Origin of the sequence: Campylobacter sp. W0014, assembly GCF_020135975.1 — a bacterium.
Taxonomy (GTDB): Bacteria; Campylobacterota; Campylobacteria; order Campylobacterales; family Campylobacteraceae; genus Campylobacter_D.
On sequence record NZ_JACHTR010000029.1, the window covers coordinates 1 to 13,760 of the forward strand.

Annotated in this window: 15 protein-coding genes and 3 pseudogenes; 13 read left to right on the forward strand and 5 right to left on the reverse strand. The window is 28.9% G+C overall.

What is annotated here, in order from left to right; all coding sequences use genetic code 11:
* Positions 1–102: 102 nt before the first annotated feature.
* Both H2277_RS07840 and H2277_RS09315 read left to right on the forward strand, forming a co-directional pair.
* Positions 103–531: pseudogene (locus H2277_RS07840) on the forward strand (Hcp family type VI secretion system effector); the annotation flags it as partial.
* Positions 532–876: 345 nt separating this feature from the next.
* Entirely contained in the window at positions 877–1,056 is a 180-nt protein-coding gene (locus H2277_RS09315; RefSeq protein ID WP_407928567.1) for a hypothetical protein, read from the forward strand.
* A 257-nt stretch (positions 1,057–1,313) separates the two neighbouring features.
* Here the strand turns inward: H2277_RS09315 and H2277_RS07850 are convergent, their stop codons facing one another.
* From H2277_RS07850 to H2277_RS09325, 4 genes and pseudogenes are all read right to left on the reverse strand, one after another.
* On the reverse strand, positions 1,314–1,673 hold the full coding sequence (locus H2277_RS07850) for a hypothetical protein (RefSeq protein ID WP_337201774.1): 360 nt from the start codon (positions 1,671–1,673) through the stop codon (positions 1,314–1,316).
* A gap of 3 nt (positions 1,674–1,676) precedes the next feature.
* On the reverse strand, positions 1,677–2,165 hold the full coding sequence (locus tag H2277_RS07855) for a site-specific integrase (protein ID WP_337201786.1): 489 nt from the start codon (positions 2,163–2,165) through the stop codon (positions 1,677–1,679).
* 255 nt (positions 2,166–2,420) lie between these two features.
* Positions 2,421–2,786, reverse strand: a pseudogene (locus tag H2277_RS09320) (tyrosine-type recombinase/integrase); the annotation flags it as partial.
* A 77-nt stretch (positions 2,787–2,863) separates the two neighbouring features.
* Positions 2,864–3,223, reverse strand: a complete 360-nt coding sequence (locus H2277_RS09325) for a phage integrase central domain-containing protein (RefSeq protein ID WP_407928568.1) — start codon at positions 3,221–3,223, stop codon at positions 2,864–2,866.
* A 913-nt stretch (positions 3,224–4,136) separates the two neighbouring features.
* On the opposite strand from H2277_RS09325, the gene H2277_RS07860 reads away from it, so the two are divergent.
* From H2277_RS07860 to H2277_RS07905, 10 genes are all read left to right on the forward strand, one after another.
* Complete coding sequence (locus tag H2277_RS07860; protein ID WP_337201775.1) at positions 4,137–4,418, forward strand: hypothetical protein; 282 nt, start codon at positions 4,137–4,139, stop codon at positions 4,416–4,418.
* Positions 4,415–4,756 (forward strand): HNH endonuclease signature motif containing protein, encoded by a 342-nt coding sequence (locus tag H2277_RS07865; protein ID WP_337201776.1) that lies wholly within the window; start codon positions 4,415–4,417, stop codon positions 4,754–4,756. The genes H2277_RS07860 and H2277_RS07865 overlap by 4 nt, the downstream gene beginning before the upstream one ends.
* A 259-nt stretch (positions 4,757–5,015) precedes the next feature.
* Positions 5,016–5,654 (forward strand): P27 family phage terminase small subunit, encoded by a 639-nt coding sequence (locus tag H2277_RS07870; protein WP_337201777.1) that lies wholly within the window; start codon positions 5,016–5,018, stop codon positions 5,652–5,654.
* Positions 5,647–7,278, forward strand: coding sequence for a terminase TerL endonuclease subunit (locus H2277_RS07875; RefSeq protein ID WP_337201778.1), 1,632 nt, complete (start codon positions 5,647–5,649; stop codon positions 7,276–7,278). The genes H2277_RS07870 and H2277_RS07875 overlap by 8 nt, the downstream gene beginning before the upstream one ends.
* Before the next feature lie 207 nt (positions 7,279–7,485).
* A complete protein-coding gene (locus H2277_RS07880; protein WP_337201779.1) occupies positions 7,486–8,667 on the forward strand; it encodes a phage portal protein in 1,182 nt (393 codons plus the stop codon).
* Entirely contained in the window at positions 8,660–9,202 is a 543-nt protein-coding gene (locus H2277_RS07885; protein WP_337201780.1) for an HK97 gp10 family phage protein, read from the forward strand. The genes H2277_RS07880 and H2277_RS07885 overlap by 8 nt, the downstream gene beginning before the upstream one ends.
* A 1-nt stretch (position 9,203) precedes the next feature.
* Positions 9,204–9,554 carry a hypothetical protein gene (locus H2277_RS07890; protein ID WP_337201781.1) on the forward strand — a complete coding sequence of 117 codons (351 nt, stop codon included), beginning with the start codon at positions 9,204–9,206 and terminating at the stop codon, positions 9,552–9,554.
* Between the two features lie 392 nt (positions 9,555–9,946).
* Positions 9,947–10,921: a hypothetical protein gene (locus H2277_RS07895; protein WP_337201782.1), complete on the forward strand. Its 975-nt coding sequence runs from the start codon at positions 9,947–9,949 to the stop codon at positions 10,919–10,921.
* Positions 10,918–11,283, forward strand: coding sequence for a DNA repair protein (locus tag H2277_RS07900; protein WP_337201783.1), 366 nt, complete (start codon positions 10,918–10,920; stop codon positions 11,281–11,283). The genes H2277_RS07895 and H2277_RS07900 overlap by 4 nt, the downstream gene beginning before the upstream one ends.
* A 32-nt stretch (positions 11,284–11,315) precedes the next feature.
* Complete coding sequence (locus tag H2277_RS07905) at positions 11,316–11,579, forward strand: hypothetical protein (RefSeq protein ID WP_337201784.1); 264 nt, start codon at positions 11,316–11,318, stop codon at positions 11,577–11,579.
* On the opposite strand, the gene H2277_RS07910 is transcribed toward H2277_RS07905, so the two are convergent.
* Positions 11,571–11,909, reverse strand: a complete 339-nt coding sequence (locus H2277_RS07910) for a hypothetical protein (RefSeq protein WP_337201785.1) — start codon at positions 11,907–11,909, stop codon at positions 11,571–11,573. The genes H2277_RS07905 and H2277_RS07910 overlap by 9 nt on opposite strands.
* A gap of 54 nt (positions 11,910–11,963) precedes the next feature.
* Between H2277_RS07910 and H2277_RS07915 the strand changes: the two are divergent.
* Positions 11,964–13,760, forward strand: a pseudogene (locus tag H2277_RS07915) (hypothetical protein); the annotation flags it as partial.

The following is a 13,760-nucleotide window of genomic DNA, read 5'->3' on the forward strand; positions in this document are numbered from 1 at the left end:
AGGAATACAGTTATAAACAATTTTGATTTTAAAAAATTACATATTTTCTTAAACATCATTTCTTCCTTAAAAAATAAAAACAGATAATTAATATCAATACTTAGATATAAATCGGGTCATGAAGATGAAATCATGGCTCAAGAAGTATCTCATATTGTAACCGTACCTGTTGATCAGCAAAGTGGACAACCTTCTGGACAAAGAGTTCATAAGCCCTTTTCTTTTACTTGCTCATTAAATAAGTCCGTGCCTTTGTTATATAATGCACTTACCAAAGGAGAAAGACTTCCAACAGTCGAAGTTCATTGGTTTAGAACTGCAACAAGCGGTGGGTCTGAACACTTTTTTACTACAAAATTGGAAGATGCAATCATTACAAATATTGAATTGATAATGCCAAATGCACAAGATGCGAGTAATCATGATAAAACAGAACTTTTAAAAGTTTCAATGAATTATAGAAAAGTAGTTTGGGAGCATACTGCTGCTGGAACTAGCGGAAGTGATGACTGGAGAGAAGGTAAAGCTTAATTATTATTTTATCTTAAAATCTCGACTAAAAAATTGTATCTCAAAAATATATTTTATAATGATATACCTCCCACGCGTAAATGCGGGATAGGGAGGATCCTACATCAATTAGAATTATTTTTCTAGTTAATATTAGGATTGAAAAATAAAAATCTTTTTAGATCATTACTTTAAAAAGCTATAATTTTTTGTTAGTTCTTAACAAGAGGATAAAAATAAATTGCCTTATTTTTAGATTAATTAAGGCTTTAGAAAAAGAAAAGATTATAATAGTTTTAGAAATTCTCTCTTAATTAAGCTTATGCTTTGCACAGGACTTAGAATTTCTGAAGCGTTAATGTTAAATTGTGTGATTTTGAAGAAGTAGATAATGAAATGTTAAAAATATCTATAATAGGTAAAGACAGTAAAGAACAATTTGCTTATATAGGAAGAAAAGAAATAGATGACGAGCTTGAATATTTTAGTGAAAAGATTGGAAATAATGAATTTATTATACAAACAAATGGGAAAACTTTTAAATAGAAGCAATACTTTTTTAATTGTTAATAATATTTTACGCAAAGGCTTCAATAGTTAAAAAAGACTTCATTTATTAAGACATACTTTATCAATGAAATTAACTGCACAAGGAACTAATCTTGTGGTTATTCAAAAGATATTGAGACACTTCTACTATATATTCTAAGGCAACAAATGATATCATAAAAGCAGCATTACTTGGAGAGTGAAATTTTATGTATTAGAGCAGGCTTTAAATAAAGTCTGCTCTAATATTTTGCTTATTTTATTTCAGTTAATAAAAACTCAGGTTCACCTCCAAGAGTTTTTATAAACCTTGCTATTCTTGATAAAACTAGCTCTATAGGAAATGTGAAAATATTTGCAAGTAGAAAATATAAATCTTCAAGAATATCTTCCTCTTTGCATTCGATATCTTCAATATCAAAAGTAGAATCTTTATTGTATTTGTAGATTTCTTTGTAAATTTGAATCAGAATTTGAATTTTCTGTTCATTTTTATTTGTTTTTGAGAACAAATATAGCTTTTCAATTAATTCCTTGATTAATTTATTTCTATTCTTTTGCTCATTAAAAAAACTGGAGAAACTCAATCCCTCCCTCCCATATTTTTTTATCATTATTCATGGTATTCCTTTTAATTGATCGATATAATCACTCCACCATTGCATTAAAAACTTCCTATCGTTTAATCTTAAACTTCTGTTATAAGTAGCCTTTACTTTGTTTCTTTCTCTATGATCTAAACATAATTCTATGACTTCATTATCTTGTCTATGAAGATTTTTAAATTCATAAAGTAAGGTTGAAGCCGTTGTTCTAAAACCATGAAAAACCATTTCCTCACCAAAACCCAATCTTTTAATAGCTTGATTCAATGTGTTTTCGCTCATGGTTTTAGATTTGCTTATATCACTTGGAAAAACATATTTTGAATGATAAAATGAAAAAGGTTTGATAAATTCAAACAACTTTACAACGCTTCCACTTAATGGTATGATAAAATCTTCACCTCCTTTCATTTTATTTGCAGGTATAGTTATCTTTGAGTTTTTAAAATCAATCTCACTCCATTCTAAATTTCTAATATTGGCACTTCTTAAAATAAATATGGACTAATTTGTAAAGCTATTTTTGCGAATATATTTCTATATGTAATTTTTTATTGCTCTATTTATTGTATATAAAATAATTCTTTTAAAAACCTCTAATCAAAAATATTCTACAAAGTAGAATATGAGTTTAGATTTTTTTAAATCTTCTAAAACTAACATATTATATAAAATCAAGCAAAACAAAATCTTTTAATTTTGGGCATATTTCACACAAATAATCACTATACCATTGCATTAAATCTTTTCTCTATTTTAGGTTTTGAGCAAAATTATACGAAGCTTTAACTTTATTTTCTCTGTATGAGCTAGGGTATTAAACATAGATCTGAAGCCATGCGGAGTAAATTCTTCATTTGAATATCCCATTCTCTTAAATACCATTCTTATTGTATTGTCGCTTAAAATCTCATTTAGTGGAGCACCTCTCTTTTTTGTTCTAATAGACTTAAATAAAAATTTGTGATGACTTATTTGTCTATATTCTTTTAATAATCGTACCACAAGATCACTTAGATGTATATAATGCGCTTTTTTCATTTTCATTTTTGAGACAGATATATTCCATAAACCATTTTCTAAATCAATGTCATTCCAAGTTGCACTTCTTATAGTAAAACTTCTTTGAGCAGTAAGAAGTCATAATAAAATTGCCATTTTTGTATTTATATCACATTGAACATGAATAATATTCTCAATTAGTTCTTTAACCTTTGAAATTTCTGCGATAGTTGTTTTTTATTATAAATAAGATCTTTTCTTTTTATACCAAACATAACATTATTTTCAATTATTTCTCTATTAACCGCATAGGTTAGTATAGAATCTAGTGTTGTGAATATTTTTTTACCAACTTCAGATTTTTTTTGTAATTTAATTTTTTCAAGTATATTTAAAATATCACTTATTTTGATAGAGCTGATAAGAATGTCGCCTATAAGATCATAACAATGATTCTCTATCCTTTTAATAGATTCATTGAGAGTACGTTTTGTTATATCATTTCTTTGGGTGAAATATTGCTCAGTAATATTTCTAAAGCTTGTCGCACATTCTATTCTTTCTTTTACACTTCTCCACTGTTTTTTAAAGAAATTTTTATCTCATTTTTTCTATCTCGAGCTTCTTTAATTGACATTTGCGGAAATTGTCCCAAAGTCACTCTTTTTCAGTTTTCTTGTTTTTGGATCTTTATAATCAAAAACAAAAGATTTGTTTCCACTAGGATAAACTAAAACAAATAAATTATCACCATCGCCAACTAAAAATTTTTTAGCTTTTGGACTAATATTTACTTATATCTTTTTGTGTAAGCATTAAGAATTGACTCCTTGAACTGATTTTATCCTAACTTTTTGATTTAAAAATAAAAAGTTAGGATAAAAGTTAGGAAAAATTTTTCAAAATAGATTTTAACGGAAAAAACTTTAATTTAGGTTTCAAATAGCTTCAAAGTCCTATTTTATAAATATTTTTTGAGTTTGATATTTATAGCAGTTTATATTTACTTATAGTAGTTTATAGTATAAATGGTGCGGTTAGCGAGATTTGAATAATATCTATTTAAATATTATAAAACAATATTTTATTTTTTATAAATTAATTAAAGTCAATAAATAGGTCAATAGATTTTTAAAAATAAAAGCAATAATTTTTCTAAAATTAAAATCCGATTAAAATAAGTATGTTTTTTATTGCTTAAAATCCGATGAAAAACAATAGCTTAAATTATTAAAATCCGATGAAATTAGGTAGGATAAATTTTATCAGTTAGCTTTTACAAATAGGTTTTTAGAAAAAAGTTATCAAAGTATTTTTTTAAACTTTGGTTTCTTAGTAAGAGCAATAAGTGTTCCATAAATAACTAAAAGTTTATATTAGATTAATATTTTTATTAGTTTTTTTATTTTAAAATTATCAATCTAAGAAGAACTTTATTAAGCTACCTTTCAACTTATCAAAGAATATAAAATGTTTAACAAAGATGATATTATTAATAATGCAATTCCAGTAAAAACTTTTGCAACTAATATAGGTTTGTATGATAATTTTTACAGAAATGTAAATGATATTAGAAGTGGTTTCAAAATTAAACAGGTAGGGAGCAATTATTTTGTTTTGTTACCTGAATGGTTTGTTAGATTATTAGAGATTAACTACGATTGTTATGTAATAAAACCTTATGAAAGTTTTAATTATGAATTTAAAGTAAAGATTACAAAAAAGACTGAAATAGGATTTTATAAAAAATGACAACTTATAAGCTTTGCAAGTGTGGAAGAAGGATAGAAACACACATAAGAAAATGTGAAGAATGCAACAAAGCTTATAAGAAAACTATAAATAAAAATTATGATTTATTTAAAAGAAACAAAGAGAGTGCAAAATTTTACAATAGTTCAGAGTGGAGAAAGTTAAGAACAATTTTTATAAATAAAAATCCTTTTTGTTTTAATTGTGGAAAACTTGCCAAGATTGTAGATCATATCATTCCAATTAAGCAGGGTGGCAATAGGTTAAATCAAGACAATCTTCAAAGTCTATGCATAAAATGCCATAATGAAAAAACTAAAAAAGAGCTTAAGGGGTAGGGGTGTAAATCTCTATGAAGCCAAAAAAAATACACCGAAACGGCAGACTTGAAAAAATGTGAGCTAAATTTTTACACTACGTTATACTTAACCAACAAATTAACTAATGAAAATTTTATCTAACCCTTGCAAAATCTTTATTTTTAGTCTTTAATTTTTTAAAAAAAATATCAAAAAGCTTAATTTTTTATTTCTATTTGACTAACACACATTTTAACGCCTCAAACTTTTTTTAAAATTCAAATAAAAAAGGTTGAAAATGTCAAAAGAATTTTTAAATATCGATGAGGTTTTGCAAATACTCAATATCAAATCCAAAGAATATTTAAGTCGCTATTTAAAGAAAAATGGTGTTAAGGTTTTTAAAGGAAAAGCTAAACCTTACCCAAAAGATGAGATTTTAAGACTAGCCAAAAAAAGACAAGAAGAAAATCATCATAATTCTAAACAAAACAAGGTGATTTTATATATTGATGATAATACTATCAAAGAAAAATCAAAGCAAACTAAAAAAGCACAGGAACAAACCACACCTCAAAAAGAACTAAATTTAAGTGACATCGAGCAAGAATTAACGCAAAAAACTATTAACGAATTAGAAAATTTGGGGATTTACGATCCTTTAGAAAATGACATCATCAAGGTTTATGCTAAAAATCTTATTTTGTTTGAATGTTCTAGTAAAGAGATAGAAAATAAAGGTTTTTATGTTATAAGTGATAAAGGAACGCCTATAATTTCACCCGAATTTACCGCTTTTAATTCTTTAACAAAAAACATTATAGGATTGGCAAAAAATTTGGGAATTGGAGCACCAAATAGAGTAAGAGTAAATCCAAAAGAAAACAAACAAAATTCAACATTTGATATTCTTTTAAACGAGACAGAAAATGAATGAAATCAAATTAAGATCAAGAGAAAACATACTAGAATACGCAAAAAAATACATAAAAATAAAAAATAATGAATTTCAAAACTCACCATTTTATATCGATGAAAAAACCGCACTAAACGCCGTTTTATTTATTTCACTTTTAAAACATACTGATGGAGATCTTGCAGGCAAACCTTTTCAACTTTTAGATTTTCAAATCGAGTTTATCATAGATATTATCGCTACTTATTCTAAAGAAAAAAAAGCAAGGCGTTATTCTTACGCTTTACTCTTTATACCACGTAAAAATGGTAAAACAGAGCTTATAGGTGCTATTTTACTTTACTTTCTTTTTATAGATAAAGAAAAAGGTAAAAAAATATATTGTGCGGCAAATGAAACCGAACAAGCAAAATTAGTTTTTAACGCTGCCTCTTCTATGGTGAGTCAAGAGAAAGAACTTAACGAAATTTGCTATCAATACAAAACCTACAGAGAAATACGCAAAAAAAATGCTAAATTTGAAGATTTTATCAAGGTATTAACAGCATCAAGTGAGACAAAGGACGGCTTAAGACCCTATGTTTTTATTTATGATGAACTTCATGCTGCAAAGGATGGAAGCTTGTATAAAGTTTTAGAAGAAGGCACAGCAAGTAGATCTAATTCGCTTTGTATAGTCATTTCAACTGCAGGTTATAATCAAAACGGAGAAATGAAAAAACAATACGATTATTGTAAAAAAGTTCAAAGCGGGATTATAAACGATCCTTCAACTTATGCCAAAATTTATGAACCTGATAAAAATGATGATTGGCAAGATGAGAAAACTTGGATAAAGGTAAATCCCGCTTTGGGCTATGGAGTAAAAATTGAAAAATTAAGAGAATATTTTGAAAAAGCCAAAAATAACGCAGAAGATGAGGTAAGTTTTAAAACAAAACATTTAAATATCTGGACTTCAAATACAGGAGCTTTTGTCAAAGATGATGATTTTATAAAATGCAATTTAGGAGAGCTTGATTTAAGCAAAGATGTTTATTTAGGAATAGATCTTTCAGCAACCACTGACTTAACCGCTCTTGCTATGATTTGTGAAGTGAATAAAATTTTACACATAGATTTTAAATTTTACGCTCCAGAACTTAGCGCAAGAGAACGAAGCAGAAGAGATAAAGTTCCTTATTTAGAATGGGCAAGGCAAGGATTTTTAACCCTAACGCCTGGTAATAGTGTCGATTATGATTATTTGATTGAGGATATTATAGCTTTAAATAAAACACTTAAAATCAAAATGATAGGTTATGATCCATGGAATTCTCACGAGGTAGCCAAAAAACTAGGCGAAGAAAATCTAGAATGTGTTCAAATAAGACAAGGTTTCGCTACCATCAGCGAACCTTTAAAAGAATATCAAATCAGAGTTTTAAAACAAACTTTAAATCATAATGCAAACCCTATTTTAAGATGGTGTAACTCAAATTTAGTCGTAGATAAAGACGCAAGAGAAAACATAAAACCTGATAAGAAAAGATCGAGCGAAAGAATAGACGCAATTTCAGCTCTAGTAACTGCAATCGCCACTAAAAACAGCATAGAAAAACCAAAATCAAGCGTTTATGAAACAAGAGGTATAAGGTTTTTGTAAATTAATCAGTTTGGAAGCAAGATAAATCCCCGCACTAAGACGGGGTAACCCACATTGTGAGCCAAATTTCCTAAATCAGAAGAAGTCTAAAACCTGCTTTAAAGTTTTACAATCCTTATGATTTCTTAATTATAACATTTTTTCTAAAACGCACTTTAACGCCTCAAACTTTTTTTAAAATATACAAAAAAGTAAAAGGTTTTTTACATGTTTGATAAATTAAGATCATTATTTTTAAAAAAGCAAAAAAGAAGCGATGAGCTTGTAAATGGAATTGATTTTTTATTAAATGACAAAATAAAAGCTGAGGAGCTTTCAGCAGTCATTGCTGCGATTTCAAATATAAGCGAAACCATAGCAAGTCTTCCTTTAAATTTATATCAAAAAACAAGCGATGGATCAAAACTTGCTACAAATCACCCCTTGTTTCATCTTATAAAAATAGCACCCAATGAAAACATGACACCTTTTACACTTTTTGAAGCTTTTATGGTGCAAATGCTGATTTATGGAAATGGCTTTTTATATCCACTTAGAAAAAGAAACGGACAAATTCATTCCATAGAGCTTTTAGAACACAAAGACATAAACCTTTTTAAACAAAACGGAAAGTATTATTATCAAGCTTATTCAAATAATAAAAGTATAGTGTTAAATTACGATGAGGTTGTCAACGTTCCTTATCATACAAAAGATGGTGTTTTAGGTATAGCACCCCTTAGAAAAAGTAAAAATACGGCCGAACTCGCATCAGCTATAGAGCAACACGGCTTAAGTTTTTTTAAAAATGGAAGTTTTACAAGTGGGGTGATTTCCATCCCAACAGAATTAAGTAATGAAGCTTATCAAAGACTAAAAACCTCATTTAAAGAAAATTACAATCAAAAAAAGGCTTACAATATATCCATTTTAGAAAGCGGGGCTACTTACACACAAACTACAAGTGCAAACAAAGATAGTCAATTCATAGAAAGCAAACAATTTCAAGTGATAGAAATTGCAAGGCTTTTTAATATCCCACCTCACAAGCTAGGCGATCTTTCAAGAGCGACTTTTTCAAATATCGAGCAACAAGAAACCAATTATATGGTGCAAACCATCACTCCTTTAACTACTAAAATCGAACAAGCCTTAAATCGTTTTTTATTAAGCAAAGAAGAATGGGGTAGATTTTATTTTAAATTCAATATCAATGCCATTTTAAGAGCTGATAGTTCTTCAAGATGGGAAAGTTACACCAAAGCTTTAAGTAATGGTGTGATGAGTATAAATGAAGTTAGAGCCTTAGAAGAAATGAACCCAATCGACAATGGAAACGATCATCTTATTCCGCTAAATCTTTCTAAGATAGATCAAAAAGACACTCAAAAGGAAAAAGATAATGCTTAAGGTAGAAGGTTTAAATGAATTAATGCAAGGTTTAGCAAATATAAATAAAAAAGCTTTACCCAATGCTGCTAAAAAATCCGCTTTAGAAGTTGCAAAAGAAATCACCAAAGAATATAAACGCAATATCCCAAAAAGAACAGGACTTTTAAAACAAAGTGTAAAAGCAGTTCCAAGCTATACTTTACAAAAAGGCGTCTATCGTGCCGCTTCAGTTGTTTTTATGATGAAAAAAGTATCTCAAAAACGTTATGAAAAACTAGCAAAAAAGAAAAAATGGACGCAAGAAAAGAAAAATGATAAAAAACAAAAAATAGATTATTTTGCAAGTGCTTACTATGCTAGGTTTATAGAATATGGATTTTATCATAAAGGCGGGATAAAAAAGAGCCAAAAAGGTAAAACCAATACAAGTGGTAAAACAACCTTTGTAGAAGGAACTTACACAATGCAAAATGCAAGAGATAAAGTAGATCCAAAGGCAGAAAAGCTCGTAGAGATTAAATTAGATGTTGAATTAAATAAATTAGGTTTTTAAGATGCAAGATTTTTTAAGTCATTTTTTAAAAGAATTAAAAGACTTTTTAGATATTGAAATATATCCTATTTCCAGATCTAAAGATAAATTAGAAAAGGCGTTTTTAATCTATGAAATAAGCCATGAAGAATTAAATTTAAGCATAGATGATAAGATTTTAAACAAAGAATTAGAAATTAATTTAACCCTTTATACTCCAAAATACAAAGAATTAAGAGAACTAAAACGCAAAATAGAAATTTTTGTTTTACAATTTCAAAAAAAACCGATTGAAATATTATTTAACACAGAAGATAAAGACGAGGAAAGCGGATTTTATAGCAGCAATGTTTTTCTTACTTATTGTTTGTAATATTTTTTTTGTTTTTGCCCCAAAAATTGTGAGCTTATGACGCCTATTGAAGTAATAATTCCTGCTAAGCTTAACCAAGGATAACCCAAATATGCAAAAAGCACTAAAAGTAAAACCTATTATAACTATAATTAAAGCAAATAATTGACCTTTTTTTAACATATTTGACTTGCTCTGGTGCTAAAATTCTTATAGTTTCTTGATTTTTGCTATCTTCTTCAATATTTTGGCTGCTTGGGTAGGAGTGTGCGAGATACGCATTAATAAACTTGAGAAAAGGATAAAAAATGAGTAGCTTAGTTATGGTTAATAGTTAAAACACGCTAACACGCACTTTAACGCCTCAAACTTTTTATAAAATCTCCTTATATTTACTTATATAAGGAGAAATCATGTCAAAAGACAAAATCGTTACAGACGCCCCAGACGTGCAGGGACTTAGAATTTTAGTTTTATCTCGTGCAATGGAAGCTGCAGACAAAGAACCTATTCAAGCAGGATTTCTAACAAGCATTTCAGGACTTAAAGGCGGAACAAGAGAAAGCCAAAAGCTAAGCCCTATAAATGATAGAGACTATGAAGAGATTAATAGCGTAGGTAAAAAAACATCCGCTACGATAAATCTTAATTTGCTTTATAAATTTGTAAAAGATGGCAAAGTTGAAAGTTATGAAGGGGTGCATTATCTTGAAAAAGCCTTTGAAGACAATGAAGAAGTATTTATTATCGTTGAGGTCAATGATGAGAGAAAAACCACACTTAAAATAAAAATGAAACTCACAGGCTTTGAACTTCAAAGCGAAGCTAATAACAAATTCAGTGCAAATATTACCGCTGAAAAAATCGGTGAAGCAAAAGACATTACGCCTTTTAGATTTGAAGAAGGCGAAGAGGTAGAACACACTACAAAAGCTTTAAAAGTAGGAGATGTTTTGGAGGATAAAAAAGGTAAAATAGTTTATTATTATGCCAAAGAAAGCACACTAGCTAAACCTGAAATAAATGATGAAAGATTGGTTTATGTTTTTGATGCTATTCGCGGAGTTGTGCCAAATCCTAACACACAAACCTTTAATGAAAAAGAAGAGTTTATCACAACAAAAGAAGCAGAAGCTAAATGGCAAAAAGAAAGTGATGCTATCCATGAGACTAAGAATGAACCTGTAAAAGATCAAGTCTATGAAGATAAAAAAGGTAAAACGATTTATTTTTATCCAAATCCTTTGAGCCTCACCTATCCAGCCAATGGCGACACGCGTAAAAAATACACTATAGATGCAACCTCAGGCGTAGCCAGTGAAGCAGAAGAGCAAAGCTTTTTAAACAATACCTTTACTACCACATTAAAACAAAAGGCTAAAAAATGAAATTCAATGACTTTTTAAAACAACACTCTTTAGGAGAAAAAGAAATTTCAATTGAAGGTATAGATGAAAAATTTAAAATCCGTCAGCTTTCTATGGTAGAGCAATTAGAGATTATGGAAAAAAATAAAATCGAATTGCAAGATCAAAATAAAGAAAAAAATCAAGAAATAAGCCTTGATCTTATCAAGAAAAATTCTAATTTTAGAAAAGATATTATACTCACTGCTTTACTTGATCCAAAGGTGGATGAAAAAACCTTCGACAATCTAAATCAAGAGGGCTTAAAGGTTTTTGCACAACTTGCAGATGAGATTTTAAAATTCACAAATGAAGCACCAAAGCAAGAGAGCAAGGACGATTAAAATATCGCCTCGCCCTTGCTCTTGGGCGTAGCGTGGGCGAACTTGAAAGAACCATCACACAAGCTGAATTTAATGAGTGGATGTATTTTTTCAGCCATGAACCCTTAGCAAGTGAAAAAAATGAAATTCAAATGAATATTTTGTTGAGTATGTTAGCCTCATTTATGGGTGTTAAATGCAGTCAAGATGAATTTTTGCTAAGCACTCATTTAAAATCAAAACATACCCAGCAAAATAACGAAGAGAATTTAGATATCAAAAAACTTCAAGAAGATGTTTTGAAATTTTTAGGATAAAAAATGATTGATTTCTATATTAAATTCTTTTTCATTGGGATAATCTTGCAAGATTTGTTTAAATTGTTTTGTGAAATCTTTGTTAAAAATATTATTTTGCACTGCAAAATGCAAACAGAATGCACTCATAAGAACGCTTTTTGTTTGTTTTGTTTTTGCAAATTCATTTACTGCATTTTTAAACTTATAAAGCTCATCTTTGTATTTTTCATATTCTTCATTAAAAGCTTGGGCTTTAAAAAGTCTTTTACTTTTTTTTCGCATAAGAAAAAAGACAAACAGCAAAAATACAAAACCACCAAAACTAAGGGGTGCATAACTATAAAACATATTTTTCAAACTCCTTTTATAAATTCTAACAAAACCAAACTAAAGGAAGTATAAATGGCAAAAAATGTAAAAGTCGGTATTAGTGTAGATACAAATGAAGGCGTTGTTAGTGTTCAAAAACTCAATAAAGGTTTTAGCGGTTTAAACCAAACAACACAAAACACAAGAAAATATTTAAAACAAACAGAACAAAGCTTTTTAGGTCTTTCAAAAAGCATTTTAGATATGAATGCACATTTAGTTCAAGCTTATCAAGGTTATAAAAATTTATTTTTAGATATAAAAGATTTTGGAAGCTCTTTTATTGATGCGAGTAAATCCTTTGAAACTGCAAAAACACAACTGGCTTTCATTACAGCAACCACACATGCAAACGTAGATGCTACGGGCAAAGCAATTTCACAACTTCAAAAGTGGCAAGCCGCTACAAAAAGCAGTGAAAAAACCTTTAAAGAATTTAACGATTTACACACCAAAACGGGCTATTCTTTGCAAGATTTAGCAAGCATGTTTCAATCCTTTGCTTCTACAGCCTTAAATAATATGAATTTTGATGAAGCTAAAAAAGCTTTTGAAAGTATTTTGATAGCAATTTCAAATACTTCCATGAGCACAGAGCAACTTTCAATGACTATGGATAGCTTAGGAGCGGGTGTATTTAGTGCAAGCGGAGATTTAAGACGTTTTGCTGAAAGCTTAGGAATTACAAACGATGCAATGGCTGAAGCAAAGAAAAATGGAAAACTTTATGATCTTTTCATAGAAAAAACAAAAGAACTCACAAAATATACAGATTACACCACCCAAACCTATGAAAAGCAAATGCAAAAATTTGAAGCCAATATCCAAATGTTACAGGCTGAACTTTCAAAACCTATTTTTGATGCTCTTAAAAACTCACTCATTGACATAAATACTTATATCAAAGATAATGAGAAAGAGATAAAAGCTGGTATTAAAAGCATTACTGAATTTGCGATATCTTGCAAGGATTTGGCAATCAATATAGGACTTGTCTATGCAGGTTTTAAAACTTTTAACACGATAAAAAACTTACCCTTTATTGTAAATATGAGAAAAGATTATAGTGATTTAATCGCAAAACAAAAAGAAATGATCAATCTTATAAATGAACAAAGAAATTTAAAATTTAGAGTTGCAGGACTTAAAGAAACGCTTAGTGATTTGGAAAGATTAAGAGGTATAAAGGCAGATAGTGTAAGGCCTGCTGTTTTTGTAACTTCTTCTTCAAAACAAACAAGACTGGATACAACAAAAACTATTTTTACAGATCAATCCATCAAAACCTATGATCAAATAAAAACTCTACAACAACAAATCTACAAAAACGAAACGTTGATTAATGAAACCATTTTAAAAAGAAATCCTATGTTAGCGACTATTAAAGGCACTATGGGAAAACTAGCAAGTTCTGCTTTAAGTTTTATAAAATGCTTAGGACCTACTGTGGGACTTACGGCTTTATTAACAATGATAGAAAAGATTTATTCAAATTGGTCTAATTTTGATAAAGCTTTGGAAAAAACATCGGCAAAAAAGTTAGAAAATAAAAGTGCTAAAGAATTAAATGATTATGTTACAAACATCAAAAGCCAAATGGAAGCTTTAGAGGCAAATGGAAGTGTTTTAGGAGCAAAGATAACTTCAAAACTTGATTTTTGGTATATAAAAGAGGGAGTAGAAGGGGTTTTAAAACTATCTCAAGATGGGTATGAAGCAATAAGCGGAAAACAAATGACAATGAATGCAGAAGCTAAAAAAGCTTACGATCAATTACAAGCGAATTTAAAAATCGCAGAAGAAGCGGCAAAAAAAGCAAAACAAGAGGAA